The 20,962-nt window shown below is 72.3% G+C and carries 17 protein-coding genes; 10 read left to right on the forward strand and 7 right to left on the reverse strand.

What is annotated here, in order from left to right:
• Window positions 1-57 precede the first annotated feature (57 nt).
• Window positions 58-1,518, forward strand: a complete 1,461-nt coding sequence (locus Y09_RS12025; RefSeq protein WP_159419657.1) for a PhoH family protein — start codon at window positions 58-60, stop codon at window positions 1,516-1,518.
• A 556-nt stretch (window positions 1,519-2,074) separates the two neighbouring features.
• Complete coding sequence (locus Y09_RS12030; RefSeq protein ID WP_053917958.1) at window positions 2,075-2,980, forward strand: hypothetical protein; 906 nt, start codon at window positions 2,075-2,077, stop codon at window positions 2,978-2,980.
• Window positions 2,981-3,434: 454 nt separating this feature from the next.
• Here the strand turns inward: Y09_RS12030 and Y09_RS12035 are convergent, their stop codons facing one another.
• From Y09_RS12035 to Y09_RS12045, 3 genes are all read right to left on the reverse strand, one after another.
• Window positions 3,435-4,742, reverse strand: a complete 1,308-nt coding sequence (locus Y09_RS12035; protein ID WP_148639640.1) for a hypothetical protein — start codon at window positions 4,740-4,742, stop codon at window positions 3,435-3,437.
• A gap of 47 nt (window positions 4,743-4,789) precedes the next feature.
• Window positions 4,790-6,205 carry an aspartate ammonia-lyase gene (locus Y09_RS12040; RefSeq protein WP_053917937.1) on the reverse strand — a complete coding sequence of 472 codons (1,416 nt, stop codon included), beginning with the start codon at window positions 6,203-6,205 and terminating at the stop codon, window positions 4,790-4,792.
• A 124-nt stretch (window positions 6,206-6,329) separates the two neighbouring features.
• Complete coding sequence (locus tag Y09_RS12045; protein WP_053917938.1) at window positions 6,330-7,241, reverse strand: carbohydrate kinase; 912 nt, start codon at window positions 7,239-7,241, stop codon at window positions 6,330-6,332.
• A 112-nt stretch (window positions 7,242-7,353) separates the two neighbouring features.
• On the opposite strand from Y09_RS12045, the gene Y09_RS12050 reads away from it, so the two are divergent.
• On the forward strand, window positions 7,354-8,124 hold the full coding sequence (locus Y09_RS12050) for a DUF4245 family protein (protein ID WP_234695717.1): 771 nt from the start codon (window positions 7,354-7,356) through the stop codon (window positions 8,122-8,124).
• 29 nt (window positions 8,125-8,153) lie between these two features.
• Here the strand turns inward: Y09_RS12050 and Y09_RS12055 are convergent, their stop codons facing one another.
• On the reverse strand, window positions 8,154-8,480 hold the full coding sequence (locus Y09_RS12055) for an exodeoxyribonuclease VII small subunit (RefSeq protein ID WP_053917940.1): 327 nt from the start codon (window positions 8,478-8,480) through the stop codon (window positions 8,154-8,156).
• Window positions 8,477-9,871 carry an exodeoxyribonuclease VII large subunit gene (gene xseA, locus Y09_RS12060; protein WP_053917941.1) on the reverse strand — a complete coding sequence of 465 codons (1,395 nt, stop codon included), beginning with the start codon at window positions 9,869-9,871 and terminating at the stop codon, window positions 8,477-8,479. The genes Y09_RS12055 and xseA overlap by 4 nt, the downstream gene beginning before the upstream one ends.
• A 129-nt stretch (window positions 9,872-10,000) precedes the next feature.
• Between xseA and Y09_RS12065 the strand changes: the two genes are divergently transcribed.
• From Y09_RS12065 to Y09_RS12095, 7 genes are all read left to right on the forward strand, one after another.
• Window positions 10,001-11,014 carry a 4-hydroxy-3-methylbut-2-enyl diphosphate reductase gene (locus tag Y09_RS12065; protein WP_053917942.1) on the forward strand — a complete coding sequence of 338 codons (1,014 nt, stop codon included), beginning with the start codon at window positions 10,001-10,003 and terminating at the stop codon, window positions 11,012-11,014.
• A 103-nt stretch (window positions 11,015-11,117) separates the two neighbouring features.
• Entirely contained in the window at window positions 11,118-13,142 is a 2,025-nt protein-coding gene (locus Y09_RS12070) for a VWA domain-containing protein (protein ID WP_053917943.1), read from the forward strand.
• Between the two features lie 108 nt (window positions 13,143-13,250).
• Window positions 13,251-14,087, forward strand: coding sequence for a MurR/RpiR family transcriptional regulator (locus Y09_RS12075; protein WP_053917944.1), 837 nt, complete (start codon window positions 13,251-13,253; stop codon window positions 14,085-14,087).
• Window positions 14,088-14,280: 193 nt separating this feature from the next.
• A complete protein-coding gene (locus tag Y09_RS12080) occupies window positions 14,281-15,471 on the forward strand; it encodes an ABC transporter substrate-binding protein (protein WP_053917945.1) in 1,191 nt (396 codons plus the stop codon).
• Window positions 15,472-15,508: 37 nt separating this feature from the next.
• The gene (locus tag Y09_RS12085; RefSeq protein WP_053917946.1) at window positions 15,509-17,284 is read left to right on the forward strand and encodes an iron ABC transporter permease; all 1,776 of its coding nucleotides are present in this window, start codon (window positions 15,509-15,511) and stop codon (window positions 17,282-17,284) included.
• The gene (locus Y09_RS12090) at window positions 17,281-18,489 is read left to right on the forward strand and encodes an ABC transporter ATP-binding protein (protein WP_082358809.1); all 1,209 of its coding nucleotides are present in this window, start codon (window positions 17,281-17,283) and stop codon (window positions 18,487-18,489) included. Before Y09_RS12085 ends, Y09_RS12090 begins: the two co-directional genes overlap by 4 nt.
• Entirely contained in the window at window positions 18,486-19,118 is a 633-nt protein-coding gene (locus Y09_RS12095; protein ID WP_053917947.1) for a histidine phosphatase family protein, read from the forward strand. The genes Y09_RS12090 and Y09_RS12095 overlap by 4 nt, the downstream gene beginning before the upstream one ends.
• Window positions 19,119-19,141: 23 nt before the next feature.
• On the opposite strand, the gene Y09_RS12100 is transcribed toward Y09_RS12095, so the two are convergent.
• On the reverse strand, window positions 19,142-19,978 hold the full coding sequence (locus Y09_RS12100) for an ABC transporter permease (RefSeq protein WP_082358810.1): 837 nt from the start codon (window positions 19,976-19,978) through the stop codon (window positions 19,142-19,144).
• 56 nt (window positions 19,979-20,034) lie between these two features.
• A complete protein-coding gene (locus tag Y09_RS12105; protein WP_053917948.1) occupies window positions 20,035-20,928 on the reverse strand; it encodes an ABC transporter ATP-binding protein in 894 nt (297 codons plus the stop codon).
• Window positions 20,929-20,962: the final 34 nt, after the last annotated feature.

A 20,962-nucleotide genomic window follows, 5' to 3' on the forward strand; every position in this document is an offset into this window, starting at 1 on the left:
ACGGCGGGTGCACCGAGGGCTAAGGTCCAGGCATCCGCGAGATTCCGGGAGGCTCCCATGGACGAGACGACCACTGCCCGCGAGACGACGACCGCCTTCGGCGGCAGCTTCTCGCCCGGACCGGACGGCGGGACGGCGGTGATCGGCGCCGCGAACCCCGACGGCGCCCCCGTGGTCCCCTCGCTCCGGCCCGGCGCCGCCCAGCAGCTGCTCGCCGAGATCGAGACGGGCGTGATCACCTACGTGCTGGACACCTCGGTGCTGCTCTCGGACCCGCTCTCGCTGCACCGCTTCGCCGAGCACGACATCGTGCTGCCGATCGTCGTGGTCACCGAGCTCGAGGCCAAGCGCCACCACCCCGACCTCGGCTACTTCGCGAGGCAGGCGCTGCGCATCCTCGACGACCTGCGCGAGCTCCACGGGAACCTCTCCGTGCCGCTCCCGATCGGCAAGGACGGCGGCCACGTGCACGTCGAGCTGAACCACATGAGCACCGCCTCGCTGCCCGACGGCTTCCGCCTCGGCGACAACGACACCCGCATCCTCGCCGTCGCGAAGAACCTCCAGCTCGAGGGCAAGAACGTGGTGCTGGTGTCCAAGGATCTGCCGATGCGCATCAAGGCCAGCGCCTCCGGCATCCACGCCGAGGAGTACCGGGCCGAGCTCGCCCGCGACCGCGGCTACACCGGTATGGTCGCCACCTCCGTGGACGAGCAGACCATGACCGACCTCTACGACGGCCAGGTCGTCGAAGTGCCCGAGATCGCCCACCACCCGGTGCACACCGGCCTGACGATCACGAGCCCGCGCGGCTCGGCGCTGGGCCGCGTCACCCGCGACAAACAGGTGCGGCTCGTGCAGGGCGACCAGACCGTGTTCGGGGTCGCCGGCCGCTCCGCCGAGCAGCGCGTCGCGATCGACCTGCTCCAGGACGAGTCCATCGGCATCGTCTCCCTCGGCGGCCGCGCCGGTACCGGCAAGAGCGCCCTCGCCCTCTGCGCGGGTCTCGAGGCCGTGCTCGAGCGCCGCACCCAGCGGAAGATCATGGTGTTCCGTCCCCTGTTCGCGGTCGGCGGGCAGGAGCTCGGCTATCTCCCCGGCGACCAGAGTGAGAAGATGGGCCCCTGGGGGCAGGCCGTGTTCGACACCCTCGGCTCGATGGTCTCCCAGAACGTCATCGACGAGGTGCTCTCCCGCGGCATGCTCGAGGTGCTCCCGCTGACCCACATCCGCGGCCGCTCCCTCCACGACGCCTTCGTGATCGTCGACGAGGCCCAGTCCCTCGAGCGCAACGTGCTGCTGACCATGCTCTCCCGCATCGGCCAGAACTCCCGCGTGGTGCTCACCCACGACATCGCCCAGCGCGACAACCTCCGCATCGGCCGCTACGACGGGATCGCCTCCGTGGTGGAGGCGCTCAAGGAGAAGGAGCTCTTCGCGCACATCACCCTGCAGCGCTCCGAGCGGTCGAAGGTCGCGGAGCTGGTCACCCACGTGCTGGACGAGCCGATCCCCTGAGGGGCGGGGCACGGTCCTGGCGCTGAGCGCCGGGGGGCGGTCCACGCTGCGGTGGAGTCTCTGCGTTCACTGGCGGTATACCCGGACGGAGGCCGCATGGGCGGAAGCATCCCCGTATTCCGCCAGTGAGCGCAGGGGTCCGGGGTGCGGGGAGCCGGCACATCCCGCCTCCGCGGGCTCGCCGCGCTGAGTGTGAGACATCGAGACCCGCTGCGTCCGCGGGCTCGCCGACGCCAAGTCGTCACGTCGCGCGTCGGCAGCGCATGCGTTGACTGGCGGCATAGCCGGACGGAGTCCGTATAGGCGGGAGCGTCCCCGTATTCCGCCAGTCAACGCAGAGGACCGCGGCGCGGGCAGGGGCGAGGCTCTCGGATCACGTCCGGTCCTGCCTCTGGCCGTCGGCACCTTTGCCCGGCTGACCTTCCCTGCACGTTCCGGACCGGGATCAAGTCTTCCTGGCGGCGCCGGCGCTGGGACTGTTCCTCCCCACCGGCGCTCCGTCCCCAGGAGGGATGCGCGTGGTCGGCCACGAGTGGGGACATGCTCCGATGCCCTCATGAAGATCGACGGCATTGACCACCAGCGGACCCTCCGTGCGCAGGGCGTCGCCCGTGCCGAGCTCCTTCGACGCACTGCACACGGCGAGCATCGCACGGTGCGACCCTGGTACGTCACCGACGCGGCGCCGACCGACCTCCTCGCCCTGCTCGAGCTGGGGCTGCGCCCCACCTGCCTTGACGCGGCATCCCTGCACGGAGTCTGGACACCACCGCACACCGGCGTGCACGTGTTCCGGCCGCGGATGTTGAGATTGCCGCCCGAGCTCGAGGACGTGAGGGAGCTGCCCCTGCGGCGCGGGCGGATGAACGACACCGGGAAGAGGCCATTGCAGCGTCTCGTCCTGCACGGACCGGAGCTGCGATCCTGGCCGGACGACGATCCCGTCCCTGACCTGGGCCTGGTGTTGGAGCACGCTGCTCGATGCCTTCCCACGGTGAAGGCGGCGGTGCTCATGGAGTCCTCGCTCCAGCGCAGGCTGATCGGCCGGGGGCAGCTGGAACAGCTCCTCTTGAGGTTGCCGAAGGACATCCGTCGGCCGCTCTCACGCGTGCGAGGTGATGCGGAGTCGGGCACCGAGACGGCCGTCCGCTGGTGGTTCGAGTCGCGGGGCATCGGCGTGAAGACCCAGGTGCGCTTCCCGTACGACGCCCGGCGCGTGGATCTGCTGGTGGGGCGGAACTGGATCATCGAGTGCGACAGCCGCGAGTTCCATGACGACCCGCTGAGCTATGCCGAGGACCGGGCACGGGACCTGTATCTGGAGTCGATCGGGTACCGGGTCACGCGCCTGACGTGGGAGCAGGTGTTCCTGCACTGGCCGGACACGCGCCGGAAGCTGCAGACGATCCTCAGCCGCGGTGATCATCGACGCGAGCTCCGACGGAGCGCCCGGAGTGGCTGAACATCCGTGCGGGGACCGGGGACCGGGGACCGGGGACCGGGGACCGAGTACCGAGGACCGGGGACGTCGGAAGGGCGCCGGCCGGTCGGCGTGGTTGTGTTCACTGGCGGTATCTGGGCACCGACGTTCTCTGGGGCGGAGGATCCCCGCATTTCGCCAGTGACCACAGACACCGCTGCAGCGGAGGCGGCGACTGCAGGGCGACGCCGGGACGGCGACATTGGTGGGGCGACGGCGACGGCGGGGACGGCGGCGACGGACCGCGGGATGTGCGTGCTCGGCGGGAGAGCTCAGCAGCCGATGGGTGTGTCCGGCCGAGCAGCAGGATCCACATGCCGCTCATCCCAGACCCTGGAGTGCGCTCCAGGTCAAGGTGCGCCGTGCGCATCGGCACGGTGTGGCCCGACCGGGCAACGCGCGGCAGGGCGGCTGTCGCGTTCGAATGCTTGCAGTGTCAGAGAGTCCGTCGTCCATGCGGAGGTGCGTCGTCCCCGTTCAGCCAGCCGTGGATGCTCTGCAACCCATCGTGGTGCAGGTCGGGGCACCAGAATGGATCGAGATCCTGACGGGCGAGAAGGAACCGCTCGCGCCAGGCCCGTGTCCCCCGATGCTCGATCGCGCTGACTCCGATCGACACGACAGCGAGCGTGACTCCAAGCGCCCCGAGTGTGGAGCTCGTCGACAGGGATACCGACGAGTACGTGGTGGGACCGAGCCAGTGCGCCGTGAGTGCAGCGGTGAACGCGGCCGCCGCCGTCATCGCGAGCATCGCGGCGGGAAGCAAAGCGGGATGACGGCGCGTGTATACGGCGGCGGACGCTCGCGGTGCGGTCTCCGCACTGGTCTCGCGTGCCCAAGTTCTCGAAGCACTCTGGACGGGGAGGATCGCGACCAAGGCACCAAGCCCGGCGGCGGCGAGCAGGAGCGCGAAAGGCACGGCCAGCAACGGACCGTCGTACTCGAGCACGTCGGACAGCACGAGACCCGTGATTCCGGCGCCGACGAGCGCGAGGGGCCACGCGGAAAGATACGAACCGTCTGCCGGCAGGCGAGCGTCGGACCGTCGTCGGCCGTGCATCGGCACGTCGTGCGCTGGATCCTCCTCGCGCCGGCGCTCGCGCGCGAGGATCACCGTCACTTGCTCGGGTGTCGACTCGACGCGAGGCCAGGCCGTCTCCAGCGCAATGAGATCAGCAGATGAACCGGAGGTTCGCCGTCGAACGAACAGACTCAGAACTGCCGCACTCAGACCGAGACCGGCGAACACCACTGCATGGAGACCGTCCCCCCGCTCCTCCGCAAGGAGCCCGACGACCGCACCGACTGCAAGAAGGCCGACGGCCGCGACCGCGAGGAGAAGGCCGGCGCGCCGCGCAGCAGGGACGACGAGCCGTCGACCGTCCTGCGCGGACAGACGTGCACGGGGCGCGCTGGCCCGTGCGAGGTGCAGCTCGATGGCCGGCAGCACCGTCCACACCAAGACGGTCACGAGCAGCGCCGCACCGGAGACCATCGCGCCGGCTCCGAGCATCAGCCCGATGAGGCGATCACCATAGTCTGAGGTCGAGAACGCCGGCACGTGCACGACCGCGAGCAGGGACTCGACCACCAGGATCACCAGCAGCGCGAGGAAAGCGAGCGGCGCGGCCGAGATCATCCAGCCCGCCACCGTGAAGAGCCCGCGCAGGAGCGCGAGCGGGAGCGGCATCGGCAGGGGCCGCACCGTCGTCGACGGTTCGCCCCCTGCCCGTTCGCGCGTCATGCGCGACGCCGTGTCTGACCGAGATGCCGTGGCACCCGAAGCACGGATCAGGCCTTCGGCGTGGTCATCGAGAGGACGTCCAGTGCGCTGTCGAGCTGCTCCTCGGTGAGCTCGCCGCGCTCGACGAAGCCCAGCGCGATCACGGCCTCGCGCACGGAGATGCGCTCGGCGACGGCGTGCTTGGCGATCTTCGCGGCGGACTCGTAGCCGATCAGCTTGTTCAGCGGGGTGACGATCGAGGGGGAGGCCTCGGCGTAGAAGCGGGCCTTCTCCTCGTTCGCGGTGAGCCCGTCGACGGTCTTGTCGGCCAGCACCGTGGAGGCGTTGGCGAGCAGGCGGATCGACTCCAGCAGGCTCGTGCCCATCAGCGGGATCTGCACGTTCAGCTCGAAGGCGCCCTGCGAACCGCCCCAGGCGATGGCCGCGTCGTTGCCGACGATCTTCGCGCACACCATCAGCACCGCCTCGGGGATGACGGGGTTGACCTTGCCGGGCATGATCGAGGAGCCGGGCTGCAGGTCGGGGATCGCGATCTCGCCCAGGCCGGTGTTGGGGCCGGAGCCCATCCAGCGCAGGTCGTTGCAGATCTTCGTGAGGGAGACGGCGATGGTGCGCAGCGCGCCGGACATCTCCACCAGGCCGTCGCGGTTCGACTGCGCCTCGAAGTGGTTGCGCGCCTCGGTCAAGGGCAGGCCGGTCTGGTCGACGAGGTTCGCGATGACCTTCTGCGGGAAGCCGATCGGGGTGTTGATGCCGGTGCCGACGGCGGTGCCGCCCTGGGGGACCTCCGCGGTGCGGGGCAGCGCCGCCTCGACGCGCTCGATGCCGTAGCGGATCGAGGCCGCGTAGCCGCCGAACTCCTGGCCGAGGGTGACGGGGGTGGCGTCCATCAGATGGGTGCGGCCGGACTTGACGACGTCCTTCCACGCCTCGGCCTTCTTCTCGAGCGCCTCGGCGAGGTGGGCGAGGGAGGGCAGCAGGTGCTCGACGACGCCGGCGGTCACGGCGACGTGCACGGAGGTGGGGAACACGTCGTTGCTGGACTGGGAGCAGTTGACGTGGTCGTTGGGGTGGGTCTCGGTGCCCGCGCTGGTGGCGAGGGTCGCCAGGACCTCGTTCATGTTCATGTTCGAGCTGGTGCCCGAGCCGGTCTGGTAGGTGTCCACCGGGAACTGGTCGTCGTGCTCGCCGGCGATGACCGCGTCGGCCGCGGCGACGATCGCGTCGGCGATGGTGCCGTCCAGCACCCCGAGCTCCTTGTTCGCACGGGCGGCGGCCTTCTTGACCTGGGCGAGAGCGTGGATGTGCGCGGGCTCGAGGCCCTGCCCGGAGATCGGGAAGTTCTCGACCGCACGCTGGGTCTGGGCGCGGTACAGCGCCGAGACGGGCACGCGCACCTCTCCCATGGTGTCGTGCTCGATGCGGTAGTCGCTCTGCTGCGCTGCGGGGGTGGACTGGTTCATCGACGGGCCTTCCTGTTCGTCTTCTCTGTCGGGTGGTCGGGTCCGGTCCTCGGGTGGCCCCGGGCCGGTGGAGGGGGAGGCGGGCTGGTTCGGCGTGCCCGCGCAGCTGCCCCGGGCGGGCGGGTCAGGTGAGCTCGTGACTCCAGGGCGGGTTCGCGCCGGCGCGCGAGACGGTGATCGCTGAGAGCGCGGCGGCACGTCGGAGCACGGTCGCGAGATCGTCCGACGGGATCGCGGCGAGCATCTCGCGGCGATCAGCGCCGAGCAGGTCCTTGGCGGCCAGCGCGTCGAGGATCCCGGCGGAGAAGGTGTCGCCGGCGCCGACGGTGTCGACCACCTCGACCTGCACCGGCGCGACCTGCACGCGCCCGCTGGCGGAGAACGCGACCGCGCCGTCGCCGCCGCGGGTCAGCACGGTGAGGGACGGGCCGAGATCGCGCCACGAGGCGGCGACGTCCTCGACGTCCTCGGTGCCGTACAGCCAGGCCACGTCCTCGTCGGACGCCTTGACCACGTCGGACAGCGCGATGTTCTCCTCGATCCGAGCGCGGACGTCCTCCGGCGCGCCCATCAGGGTGGGGCGCGCATTGGGGTCGTAGCTGATCGTCGAGGACCCGCGGGCGCTGCGCAGCAGGGCGGAGAGCGTCGTGGCCCCCGGATCCAGGACGGCGGCGATGGAGGAGGTGTGCACGGCGTCCGGCGTCTCGGGCAGCCCGGCGGTGTCCGGGTCCCAGGCGAGGTCGAAGGTGTAGGTCGCGGCGCCGTGCGCATCCAGCACAGCCTCGGCGGTCGAGGTGCGGCCGGGTCGGACCGAGGCGGGCGTAAGCTGCACGCCGGACTCATCGAGGTGGGCGCGGATCGCGTCGCCCCGGGCGTCGTCGCCGATCGCGGTGAGCAGATGGGCATCGTGGCCGAGTCGCGACAGGGCGACGGCCACGTTCAGGGGGGAGCCGCCGGGGTGCTCGCGACGAGCGCCATCGGCGTCGACGACGATATCGGTGAGGGCTTCTCCGGCGATCAGGATTCTCGCGGTCACGCTTCGATCATCGCAGGTTTCCAGGGCGCGGGCGACATGAGCGAGGGAGGGGCGCCGTGGCCCGGATCACCACGGGAGGCGGAGGGCGGCGCGGGCGGGGACAATGGCCCGCATGCACGATGCCCAGTCCGAGAGCCCCGACCGCACCGCGAGCCCCGCCGGCGGTGAGGGCGGCCCTGTCCCCACGGGGGCCGACAGCGAGGGCGCGGGTCGCACGGGGGCCGACGGCGCAGCGGCAGCGAGTGCTGGGTCCGACGGCGCGGGGGCCGGGGCCGTCGGCACGCAGGCCGAGGTGACCGGCGCTGACGAGCTGCCCGTCGAGCGGCCGAGGTCCGCGTACCAGCTGCCGACCAAGCAGAACACGGTGCTGCGCAACATCGTCTGGGCGATCGTGCTGACCATGCTCGTGGTGATCGTGCTGGCGGTGGGCTTCTTCGGGGTGGGCAGCGACCTCGAGCGCGAGCCGCTGGAGAACTCGGAGGTGGACGTCGCCGCGACCGCCGAGCGCGCCCAGGACGTGGCCGACTTCCCCGTCGCCGTGCCCGCGACCGGCGAGGACTGGCAGGTGCGCTCGGCGCGCTTCACCGACGGGCAGAGCCCGCGCTGGACCGTGCAGTACACCGCGCCCGGCGGGGATCTCGTGACCCTGGCCGAGGACGCCGAGGTCAGCGCGTCGCTGCTGTCGGCCGAGATGCCCGGCGCGACCGTCACCGAGGAGACGAGCCTTCGGGGCGCCGAGTGCCAGGTGCTCGGCGGCGGGGACGACGCGGAGCAGACCGGCATCGCCTGCCAGGGCGAGGGCTTCGGGATCCTCGTCCACGGCGCGGCCGATCAGGCCGAGCTCGAGCAGCTCATGGACGAGGCGCTCGCCGCGATCGGCTGAGGCCTCGGCCGACGATCCGGAGCGGTCGCTCAGCGCTCGGCGCCGTCCTCCTCGCGCCGCGCGGCCACGGCGTCCTCGAGCCTCTCGCGGGCCCCGTCCAGCCACTGCTGGCAGCGACGGGCGAGCATCTCGCCGCGCTCCCACAGCGCGATCGAGTCCTCGAGCCCGCCCTGCCCGGACTCGAGGCGGCGCACCACCTCGACGAGCTGGTCGCGGGCCGCCTCGTAGGACAGCTCGGCGACATCGGCGGGGAGGGCCTTCTCGTCCCCGGCAGGGGTGACGGGCGCGGTGCCCGGGGTGCCGGGAGCGCCTTCGTCGGCGGTCAGTGCGTTCTCCGGGGCATCGGGCGTGCTCATGCGGTCTCCTCGTCGTTCTCGGTCCGATCCTGGGCGGGGCGGGCCTGGTCGTCGGTCGGTGCCTGCGGGGCAGGCGGGGTATAGGGGTCGGTGTCCACGTGCAGGGCGCCGAAGCGGCCGCCGGCGACCCGCACCGACAGCGCCTCGCCGACCTCGCTCTGCTCGGGGGCGCGGATGATCGTGCCGTCGGCCGTCTGCACCACGGCGTAGCCGCGCTCGAGGGTCGCCAGGGGGCTCAGGGCCCGCACCTGCCTGCCGAGGTGGGAGACCTCGTCGGCCGCCCGGTCCAGGCGCGAGCCGATCAGGGTGCGGGCCAGCGAGATGCGGGAGCGGATCTCGTCGGCGCGGCCGGCGAGGATGCTCGAGGGGTTCTCGAGCACGGGCCGCGAGCGCATGGCGTCCAGCCCCGACTGCTCCCGCTCGATGCGGGCGCGGATCGCGGCGCGCAGACGCGTGCGGCCCAGGTCCAGCTGCTCGAGCTCGGCCTGGATGTCGGGCACGACGCGCTTGGCGGCATCGGTGGGGGTGGAGGCGCGGACGTCGGCGGCGAGGTCGATCAGCGGGGTGTCCACCTCGTGTCCGATCGCGGAGACGATCGGGGTGTCGGCGCCGGCGACCAGGCGGGTGAGCTGCTCGTCGGAGAAGGGGAGCAGGTCCTCGAGGGAGCCTCCGCCGCGCGAGATGATGATGACGTCCACGTCCTCGCGGGCATCGAGCTCCTTCAGCGCCGCGGAGACCTCCCGCACCGCCTTCGTCCCCTGCACCGCGACCTCCCGGATCTCGAACTGCACGGCGGGCCAGCGCCGACGGGCGTTGACGACCACGTCGCGCTCCGCGGCGGACTCCCGCCCGCAGATCAGCCCCACCACGCGCGGCAGGAAGGGAAGCGGCTTCTTCCGCGCGGCGGCGAACAGACCCTCCGCGGCGAGGACCCGCTTGAGCTGCTCGAGCCGGGCCAGCAGCTCGCCGAGCCCGACGGGGCGGATGTCGTCGGCCTCGAGCTGGAGGCTGCCGCGCTTGGTCCAGAAGGTGGGCCTGGCGTGCACGACCACGCGCGCGCCGGGCACCGGCTCGACCGGCAGGGCGCGCAGAACGTGCTCGCGCACCGGCACCGAGAAGGACATGTCCACGTCGATGTCGCGCAGGGTCATGAAGCTCAGCCCCGCGCCCGGCCGACGGTTCAGCTGCACGATCTCGCCCTCGACCCACAGCGGGGACATCCGCGCGACGTACTCGCCGACCTTCACGGACAGCTGCCGCAGCGGCCACGGGTTCTCCGCCGTGGTCTGCGCGGCGGTCGCGGCGAGCGGCGGGCGGGCCCCGGCGGCCGGGGCGCCGGTCACCTCGGCGCCCTCGCCCGCCCCGCCCGGATCGGGGGTCGTCTGCGTCATGGGGTCCACTCTTCCACGACCGGCCGACATCGCGCGGACCGGAAGGCGCCGGCTGTGGATGTCGCCGTCCTGTGGAGGGTTGGTGACTCTTGCCCCACGACCTGCCACTTCAGACGCGGGCCTCCTACGATGGGAGGCGTGAGCACCGGAACCGTCCTCCTTGCCGAGCCCCGCGGGTACTGCGCGGGCGTCGATCGTGCCGTCGTCGCCGTCGAGCGCGCCCTCGAGCACTATGACGAGACCGTCTACGTCCGTCACGAGATCGTGCACAACAAGTTCGTCGTGGACCGCCTGAAGGAGAAGGGCGCCGTCTTCGTCGAGGAGGTCGACGAGGTGCCCGAGGGCGCGCTCGTGATCTTCTCCGCCCACGGCATCTCCCCGAAGGTCCGCGAGATGGCCGAGGAGCGCAATCTCCGCACCATCGACGCGACCTGCCCCCTGGTCACCAAGGTCCACAAGGAGGCGGTGCGCTTCGCCCACCAGGACTACGACATCCTGCTGGTGGGCCACGTGGGCCACGAGGAGGTCGAGGGCACCGCCGGCGAGGCGCCGGAGCACGTGCAGATCGTCAACGGCCCCGAGGACGTCGACAAGGTCACCGTGCGCGACCCCGAGAAGGTCGTGTGGCTCTCGCAGACCACCCTCAGCGTCGACGAGACGATGGAGACCGTGGACCGCCTCAAGGAGCGCTTCCCCACCCTGCAGGCGCCGCCCAGCGACGACATCTGCTACGCGACCCAGAACCGCCAGGTCGCGATCAAGAAGATCGCCCCCGACGCGGACCTCGTCCTCGTCGTCGGCTCCCCGAACTCCTCGAACTCCGTGCGCCTGATGGAGGTCGCGCTCGAGGCCGGGGCGAAGGCCTCCCATCGCATCGACAGCGTCTCCGAGCTGCGCGAGGAGTGGTTCGAGGGTGTGGAGAGCGTGGGCGTGACCTCCGGCGCCTCCGTGCCGGACGTGCTGGTCCAGGAGCTGCTCGCCGAGCTCTCCGAGCGCGGCTTCGGCGATGTGAAGCCCGTGCGCACTGCCACCGAGGACCTCATGTTCTCCCTGCCGCGGGAGCTGCGCCAGGAGATGAAGAGCCGCGGCGAGTCCGACCGCCGCACCAAGCCCACCGGGGATCGCGCCACTGCCGAGTCCTGACCCGCCGCGGCGTGCGGACGCCGGCTCAGCAGCTCCTGACCCGTCGGTCATCTCGGTGTGGAGACCGGCACCGTCGACCGTCGGGATTCGGCATGATGGTCCGGTGATCCCACGCACGGCCGCCCGCCCGCTGTCCCTCGCGCTCCTGGCGACCCTGCTCGTCTCCCTCGTCGTGCTGGCCCCGGCCGGTCTGCCGCAGGCCCGCGCCGAGGGCTACAACACCGGCCGGACAGCACCGTCGATGCTGGTGGTGGACGGCTCGGGCTCGATGCGGGCCGACGACGTCGGCGGGCGCAGCCGCATGGACGTGGCCAAGGAGGCGCTCAGCACCCTCGTGCCGATGCTGCCCGAGGACGCGAGCGTGGGTCTGATGACCTACGGCAACTCCGATCCTGCGACCGCCGCGAGGCAGGAGGCCGGCTGCCAGGACGTGAAGACCCTGGTGAAGCCCGACGGGCTGGACCGCCAGGCGCTGCTCGGCGCGATCGAGGGCGTGCAGCCCTCCGGGTACACCCCGATCGGCCTGTCCCTGACGAAGGCCGCGGCCGAGCTGCCGGAGGCGGAGATGCGCTCGATCGTGCTGGTCTCCGACGGGATCGACGAGTGCGGCGGCCCGCCGCCCTGCGAGGTCGCCGCCGACCTCGCGCAGAAGCACCCCGAGATGCGTATCCACACGATCGGCTTCAAGGCCGAGCAGGACGCCCGCGACGAGCTGGCCTGCATCGCCGAGGCGACCGGCGGCACCTTCGCCGACGCCACCGACGCCGAGACCCTGCGCGACGAGCTGCTGGTGAAGATGACCCGCGCGATCCAGGGCTACGCCACCCAGGGCCAGCCGATCACCGGAGGGACCAGCCCCGAGACCGCCGTGGACCTCGCACCTGGCTCCTTCCTCGACGTGCTCGAGCACGGCAGCGCCGCGATCGACGACGGCGAGGGCTTCTCCCGCTTCTACCGCCTGCAGCTCGCCGAGGGCGAGATCGCGCATCTCACCGCGACGATGGTGCTGCCCGGCGGGGGCGGGGACGCCAGCAGCCTCGCGCAGCTGCGCCTGGCCACCAGCTCGGCCGACGGGGTCGACTGCCGCATCGGCGAGGTCCAGGCCCGCGCGGAGGCCGACCTGGGCCAGGGGCCGATCACCGCGGCCGTCGCGACCCCGCGCCTGGGGGAGACCGCGAACCTCACCTGCTTCGGGCAGGACGCCGACGGCACGGTGATCCTCGAGGTCGAGCGCACCGGAGACCCGGCGCTCGAGGAGGCGGTGCCGGTCGAGCTGCAGTTCTTCGCGGAGGAGAAGGTGGCGCTGGACGGCCTGCCTCCCGCCGCGAAGTACGTGCGCCCGCAGGAGCCGCTCGCCGTTCCTACCGACGGTGAGCAGATCCAGCCCGCGTTCTCCTTCGCCTCCGCCGTGGAGGACCTCGACGGGCCGATGCGCGGCACGATCATCCCCGGCGAGGTGCAGTTCTTCCGCATCCCGGCTCAGTACGGCCAGCAGGTCCGCGCGGCGATCGCGCTCGGCGAGTTCGAGGTGCCGGGCGGGATGGGGCTGACGCTGCAGGCCCGGCTGTACTCGCCGCTGAGGGACGACGTGTACCTCGTGGTGCCGCCGTCGGCCTCGGGCGAGGCGACCGGGGTCTCGACGAAGGCCGCGCCGAAGACCACTCTGCAGGTGAACCAGGGCTCCCCGATCCAGTTCCGCAACCGCGAGGACGGCGGCACCGAGGCCCGCACCTCCTTCCTCGCCGGGGACTACTACCTGCAGCTCGCCGTGGTCCCCTCCGACTACTCGGCGCAGCGTCTGTTCGAGGTGCCCTACGTGCTCGATCTCGATGCGGTGGGCGAGCCCGCCGAGGGGCCGGAGCTGAGCGGGCAGGGCGCGGTCGAGGACCGCTTCGCCGCGGACCCCGGCTCGGCTCCCCGGGCCTCGGACGGCGGGGGAGCCTCCGACAGCGGGGGAGCCTCCGACGCGGGCGGCGCGCCCGAGCTCGAGGACCCGCCGACCGAGGACGAGCGCAGCGGATTCGCCGTGCCGCCGGTGGTGTGGGCCGTGCTCGGAGGACTCGGCGGCGGTGTGCTGCTGGCCGCGATCGTGATCGGCGCCGTGGTGCTGGTGCGCCGGGGCCGCTGAGGCGCGCGTCCGCGTGGTGCGGGGCATCGAGGTGAGCACCGCATGAACAGCAATGAAAATTGCGCGCAGGATCCATCCTGCAAGGAAAATTGCCCCTAGGGTGAGGGCATGCCCACCTTCGCCGAGCGCGTCCACGAGAAGTCCCCGCTCCTCACCCGGGGCGACCGCACCCTCCTGCACGAGCTGCTCGAGAACCCTGTCGAGGCGCCGCTCTGGCGCGGCGAGGATCTCGCCCGCCGCGCCGGGGCGCATCCCGCCGCGGCGACCCGACTGGCGCAGCGCCTGGGCTACGACGGCTACCTCCAGCTGCGCGAGGAGCTGCGCGCCGAGCACAACCGACGCCTCACCGGCTCGGCCGACCGGTTCCGCTCCGAGCAGCGGGAGCGTGGCTCCCAGGGCCCGCTCAGCGCCCTCGTGGACAGCGAGGTGCGGGCGCTGGACATGCTCGTGCGCCACCTCGACGACGACCTCCTCGCCGAGGTCGCGGACGAGATCGCCGGGGCACGGCGGATCTTCGTGTTCGGGCGCGGGAATGCGAGCGTGCTGGCAGAGCTCATGGACAGACGGCTGCGTCGCTTCGGCATCACGTCGGTGAACCTCGCCGGCAGCGGCCGCGACCTCGCCGAGCGCATCCTCCCGCTCCGCGAGGACGACCTCGTGCTCGCGTTCGCCTTCCGCCGCGCCCCGCGCGACCTCGGCCCCCTGCTGCGCCACGTCGGCGCCGTCGGCGCTCGCTCCGTGCTGGTCACCGACTCGCTGCACACCCTCGACCCGGCCCCGACCACCGTCCTCGCCGCTCCCCGCGGCGACCTCGACGGCTTCGCCTCGCTCACCGTCCCGATGGCGATCTCCAATGCGATCGTCCTCGCCCTCGCCCAGCGACATCCGCGTCTCACCCTCCCCGCCCTCGACCGGCTCGACGATCTGCTGCCCGTCTTCGACTGACGACCGCCGACTCGTCCGACACCCTCACCGCAGTCACCCCGCCTCCGACGCCTCCCGCCGACGACTCCCACCGCTGCGCCCCGCTGCCGTTCCGGGCGCTCGCGGTGCGGTCCGCCCTGCCCGCCCCCTGCACGCCCCTGGCCCGCCCTGCCCGATCCCGGTCTGCCGCCCCACACCTCAGGAGCACCTCGCCATGCGCACCACCCGCCGCCAGTTCCAGATCACCGCCGCCGCGTCCCTCCCCGTGCTGCTCGGCCTGAGCGCCTGCGGAGGAGGAGCCCCGACCGCGCCCGCCGACGCCGAGGCTGCCGGCGCCGATGAGCTCGCCGCCGAGCTCGACGCGCTCTCCCACGAGGAGCTCGTGGCCCGCGCGAGGGAGGAGGGGGAGGTGACGGTCTACGCCTTCACCTCCCGGATCGCCCAGGTCGAGGAGGAGTTCGAGAAGGCCTACCCCGGCATCGACATGATCGGCCATGACATCTCCGCGACCGAGCAGATCGCACGGCTGCGCTCCGAGGCGGAGGCCGGGGCGCCCTCGGCCGACGTCGCCTACATCTCCGACGCGCCCGTCGTGCTCACCGAGCTGCTCGAGACGGGGATCCTCACCGCCCACGTCCCCGAGCGCGTCGCCGACGTGGTGCCCGAGGAGTTCCAGGAGCCGCTGCTTGCCAACCGTCTCTCGACGAAGATCCTCATGTACAACGAGGAGTCCTATCCGGAGGGCAGCCCGATCGCGAACCTGTGGCAGCTCACCGAGGGGGAGTGGAACGGTCGGGTGATCTCCGTGGACCCCTCCGTGCGCGGCGACTACCTGGACCTGATGACGGAGATCGTGCTGCAGGCCGACGCGATGGCGGAGGCGCACGAGGCGCACTTCGGCAGGCCGGTCGAGCTCGACGACGACGTGCGGGACGCCGGCGAGCAGTTCCTCAAGGACCTCTACGCCAACGGTCTCGTTCTCGTCGACGACACCGACAACGTCAACGCCGCCGTCGGCGCCACCGGGAAGGACGCGCCGCCCGTCGGCTTCACGTCCTACTCGGACCGTCGGGACAACGAGGAGGAGGGCTGGGCGCTCCAGGCCTCCCTCGACACCGCCCCCGCCGTCGGGATCACCTTCCCCGCCTATCTCGGACTGGTCAGCGGCGGGGCGCACCCGGCTGCCGCGCGCCTGGTCATCGACTTCATGATGGGCGACGACTCCGAGACCGGCGGTCCGGCCTATGCACCCTTCCACGTGCCCGGGGACTATCCCGTGCGCACCGATGTGACGGTCCCGGCCGACGCCGCTCCGCTGGACGAGCTCGGCGCCTGGACGATCGACCCGGCCGCCACCGCGGAGGTCCGCGGTCAGGTCGCCGACCTGCTGCTCACCTTCGGCTGAGCGATCGACGCACCGCTCTCGCGGAGGAAGGCCGAGCATGACCGCTCTCGCCGAGAACACTCGTCCCTGGTCCCGACGTGCCGCACGCCTCGCCGGGACGGTCCGTCGTCCCGTCGTGCTTCTCGCCGCGGGCACGCTGCTGGTGCTGCTGGTGCTCGTCGCGGCCCCGCTGAGCGGCCTCGTCGCCACCACCCTCGCCGAGGGCGAGCGGACGGCCTGGGGCGATGTGTTCGCCAGCCGGATGTCGGAGAACCTCCTGTGGCGGCCGCTGCGCAACTCCCTGCTGATGGGCGCGGCGACCGCGGTGCTCTCCACGCTGCTGGGAGGGTTCCTCGCCTGGGTGGTCGTGATGACCAGGATCCCCGGACGCGGGGCGATCGCGGTGCTGGCCACGATCCCCTTCGCGCTGCCGAGCTTCGCCCTCGCGCTGACCTGGGACACCGTCTTCCGCAACGACCTTCTGGGCGGGACCACGGGCATCCTCGCGGGACTCGGGATCCCGGTCCCGGACTGGATCGCCTGGGGCCCGGTGCCCGTCGCCCTCACCCTGACGGCGCACTACTTCTCGCTCTCGTTCATGCTGATCGCCGCCGCGCTCGCCGCGGTGGGCGGCGATCTCACGGAGGCGGCCGAGATGACCGGGGCCTCGCGCTTCGCGGTGGCCCGCGACATCGCCCTTCCGGTGGTGGCCCCGGCGGTGCTCTCGGGAGCGCTGCTGGCCTTCGCCGAGGGCGTCTCGAACTTCGTCAGCCCCGCTCTCCTGGGGCTGCCCGTGCGCTTCCACACCCTGTCGACCAGGCTGTACGGGGCGATCTCCACCGGCGACGTCTCCCGCGGCTACGTGCTCGCGATCGTGCTGATCGTCGTCTCGGCGATGATCATGCTCGTCGCCTCGCGCGCCACCGGCGGCCGGCGGCGGTTCGAGACGATCACCGGCAAGGGCGGTCGCCGTCGCACCGTGCGGCTGGGCGCGTGGGCGCTGCCCGTGGCGACACTGGCCTGGGGACTCGTGCTCCTGACCACGATCATCCCGGGACTGGTGCTGCTGGCGAGCTCGCTGACCCGGCGCACGAACGACTTCTCCTCCGGGTTCACGCTCCACTTCTGGATCGGCGGCTCCGACCCGTCCCTCGCACAGGGCCAGCGCGGCATCCTGTCGAACCCGCAGATCCTCCAGGCGACCTGGAACACGGTGGCGCTCGGGGTGTGCGTCGCCCTCGGCGCAGGACTGCTGGGACTGCTGATCTCGTACGTGATCACCCGCTCGGGCGGTCCGAGGCCGGTGCTCGGCGCCATGGCGCTGCTGTCCTATCTCCCGTTCCTGATCCCCGGCATCGCCCTCGGCGCGGCCTTCATCGCCCAGTTCGGGGCGCCCATCGGGCCGCTGCCCAGCCTGTACGGCACCTTCGCGCTGCTGGTGATCGCCGGGATCGCCGCCACCCTGCCGTTCGCGGTGCGCTCCTCGACGGCGGCCCTCTCGCAGGTCTCCCGCGACGTGGAGGAGTCCGCGCGGATGGCAGGGGCCGGGCTCGGCCTGCGCCTGCGGGCGATCATCGCGCCGCTGACTGCACGGGGCCTGCTCACCGGAGGGGTGCTCGTGTTCGTGCAGATGGTGCGCGACCTGTCGCTCGTGGTGCTCCTGGCCACCCCGGCGATGCCGGTGCTCGCCGTGCTCACCTACCAGTACTCCTCCGAGAACTTCACCCAGCTCGCCAACGCCGTCACGGTGGTCATCGCCGTGATCTCGGTGGGTGCGACGCTCCTCGCCCGCCGCGCCGAAGGCGCTGCCCGACCATGGAACGAGTCCGCATGATCTCCCCCTCGCCGCACCGGCCCGGCACCGGCCTGCCGATCTCCCTGACCGACCTGCGCAAGAGCTACGGAGCCGCCGACGGTCCCGCCGCAGTCGACGGCATCTCGCTCGACGTGCCCGCCGGCGCCTTCCTGGTCCTGCTCGGACCCTCCGGATGCGGGAAGACGACGACCCTGCGGATGCTCGCGGGACTGGAGGATCCCTCCGGCGGCGAGATCCGCTTCGGGGACAGGCCGGTGGCGCGCGGAGACGGCAGCGTGCAGGTCGATCCCGCCCAGCGCGGCGCGGGCATGGTGTTCCAGTCCTACGCCCTGTGGCCCCACAAGACCGTCGGCGGGAACATCGACTGGCCGCTCCGCGTCGCCGGCTGGCCCCGGGACCAGCGGCGCCGACGGGTCGCCGAGGTGCTCGAGCTGCTCGGCATCGAGGATCTCGCCGAGAGATATCCGGGGGAGATCAGCGGCGGACAGCAGCAGCGGGTCGCGATCGCCCGGACCATCGCTTCCCGACCCGGGGTGATGCTCTTCGACGAGCCCCTGTCCAACCTCGATGCGACGCTGCGCGTCGGCACGCGGGCGGAGCTGATGCGGATCCACCGTGCAACGGGGGCGACCAGCGTCTACGTCACCCACGACCAGGTCGAGGCGATGGCCATGGCGACGCACGTCGCGCTCATGCGCGAGGGACGGATCGAGCAGTTCGGGACCCCTGCGGAGCTGCTGGCGGAGCCGGCCACCGCCTTCACCGCGACCTTCGTCGGCACCCCGCCGGCCGCGATCCTCGACGGCGAGGTGCGCGCGAGGCGACTGCGCATCCGGGGCGTCGACGTCGGAGCGGCGGGACCCTCCCTGCCGGAGGGCGCGGTGCAGCTCATGTACCGGCCCTCCGGACCGGTCCTGACGGACGGACCGGGCCCCGGACGCCTGCCCGCCGTCTTCGTGGACCAGGTGCCGATGGCGGAGCGATGGGTGCTCGGCGTCGAGCCGACGGTCGGGCGCAGGCTGAGCATCACGCAGGACGCCCCGACCGACCATCGGCCCGGTGACGAGGTGTGGATCGCGCTGCCCCCGCAGCCGGCGGCCTGCTTCGACGTGGAGGGACGGCGGATGGATGAGGTCCTGCCCGTCCCGGACGAACCCGTCGATGCCCCGCGCGAGCGATCCGCGCTCGGGAGCCGGGCGCTGGTGCAGGGAGGCTCCCGATGATCCGCGTGCTGCTGGTGCGCCACGGGGAGACGGAGTGGAACGGCCAGGGCCGGCTCCAGGGCCGACGCGACATCGCACTGTCGGAGACCGGGCGCGCCGACGCACGCACGCTCGCGCCCTCGCTGCTCCCGTACCGTCCCCGCCTGGTCGTGACCTCGGCGCTGCGGCGCACCCGGGAGACCGCCGAGGCGCTCGGCGTCGCGACCGGCCGTGCCGACGCCCGCCTGGACGAGGCGCACCTGGGCCGGTGGGAGGGCGAGAGCTCATCCGCCCTGGCCGATGCGGACCCGGTGGCCTACCGGGACTGGCGGGCCGGACGGCTGCGGCCCCCGGGAGGGGAGTCCTTCGAGGAGCTGACCACGAGAGTCCTCGACGCGGTCGCGCAGGCCGTCGCCGAGGCCGCAGGCGCAGGAGAGCGCAGCGTGCTGATCGTGACCCATGGCGGCCCTGTGCGTGCGCTCCTGCAGCGCACCGTCGGCCTCGACCCCGAGCGCACGGTCCCCGCGCATCCTGCGAGCCTGTGCGTGCTCGAGGTCGACGAGGGCTCGGAGCTCACCACTCCGGGGGCGTGCAGGCTGCGCCTGTTCAATCACGCCCCGTCGGCGCGTGACTCCGAGCCCTCCGACTGACCCCGGCCGCCGTCTCGGATCGCTCAGCGGGACGTCCGGCGGGGGAGCACGTAGGCCGCGACGACGAGGGCGAGCGCGATGAGTCCTGCGCACCAGAGCACGGAGACCGCGACGTCGCCGCCCGGCGGCCGGCCGTGCATCAGCGCGCGCGAGGCGTCGATCAGCGGCGTCATCGGCTGGTGCTCGGCGAACACGCGCAGCCATCCCGGCATCGACCCCACCGGCGCGAACCCGCTGGAGAGGTAGGGCAGGAAGAGCAGGATGAAGCCGTAGCCGCTCGCCGCCTCGGCGGAGCCTACGAGGAGGCCCAGCGTCGCGAACACCACCGTGATCACCAGGATCCACAGGGCGATGAGCCCGAAGGCCCCGAGCAGGGACACGGCCGGCGCGTCGGTGCGGAAGCCGACGGCCAGAGCCACCAGCACCACGACCACCGTCGCCACCAGGTTCCGCGCCATCGAGGCGACGGTGTGGCCCAGCAGCACGGTCACCGCCGGGAAGGGCATGGTGCGCAGTCGGTCGATCAGGCCCGTGGTCATGTCGTTGCTGATCACCACCGCGGTGTAGGACGCGCCGAAGCCGGCTGCGGTCAGCGCGATCGCCGGGAGCACGTAGGCCAGGTACTCGCGGTGCGAGGGGGCGTTGTCGCCGACGCTCATGGTGCCGCCGAGCACGTAGACGAAGATCAGCATCATCATCACCGGCAGCAGCACGGCCATCAGCACCGACTCGGGGTCGCGGAAGGAATGGAGAAGGCTGCGGCGGGACAGCACGAGCAGCCCGGTGAGGAAGCCGGCCGAGCGGGGTTCGGCCGGGTCGGCGGGATGCGGGACGGGGCGGGCCGGGGCGAGGACGGACATGAGGGCCTCCTGGGGTGGCGGCGTGGACGGATCGCTCGGGTGCAGGGCAGGAGAGGTCAGACTCGGACGGGAGCGGCCGACGGTCCGGTCTCGGTGAGATGGAGGAAGACGTCGTCGAGGGTGGGGCGGTGGATGGTCGCCGTCGCCGCGGGGTGGCGGTGGGCGGCCTCGCCCAGGCGCGCGGCGAGGTCCTGCGTGGTGCCGGTGGTCGCGAGCTCCTCGAGCAGGGTGCCGTCCTGGTCGAGGACGCGGATCACGGCCCTGCCGACGAGCGCCTTGAGCTCCTCGGCGGTGCCGCCGGCGACGATGCGGCCGCGGTCCAGCACATGGATCTGCTCGGCGAGGGCGTCGGCCTCCTCGAGGTACTGCGTGGTCAGCAGCACGGAGGTGCCCTCGGCGGCGAGGCCGCGGATCTCCTCCCAAAGCACCTGACGGCTGCGGGTGTCCAGCCCCGTCGTGGGCTCGTCGAGGACCACCAGACGGGGGCGGGACAGAAGCCCTGCGGCGATGTCGAGCTTGCGCCGCATCCCGCCGGAGAGGGCCGAGGCCCGGGTCGAGCGGGCGCGCGCCAGGTCGAAGCGCTCGAGCAGCTCGGTGGTGCGGGACCGCGCCTCCGCGCCGGGCAGGCCGAACAGCCGTCCGATCATCTCGAGGTTCTCGGCGCTGGTGAGGGCGCCGTCGACCGCGGCGAACTGTCCGGTCAGGGAGAGCAGTCCCTGCAGGCGGCGGCGATCGCGCACAGGGTCCAGGCCCATGACGCGCACGCTGCCGCCGTCGTGCGGGAGCAGGGTGGAGAGGATCTTGATGAGGGTGGTCTTGCCGGCGCCGTTGGGGCCGAGCAGGGCGTGGACGCCCGGCGGGAGGACGAGGTCGAGACCGTCGAGGACGGGGCGCGGGCCGTAGGACTTCCGCAGGTCGCGGATCTCGAGCAGGGGAGGGGGTGCGATCATTGCCGGCTCCTGGGGAGGGGCGGGAAGGGATCCC

The organism is Brachybacterium sp. SW0106-09, from assembly GCF_001293905.1.
Classification (GTDB): domain Bacteria; phylum Actinomycetota; class Actinomycetes; order Actinomycetales; family Dermabacteraceae; genus Brachybacterium; species Brachybacterium conglomeratum.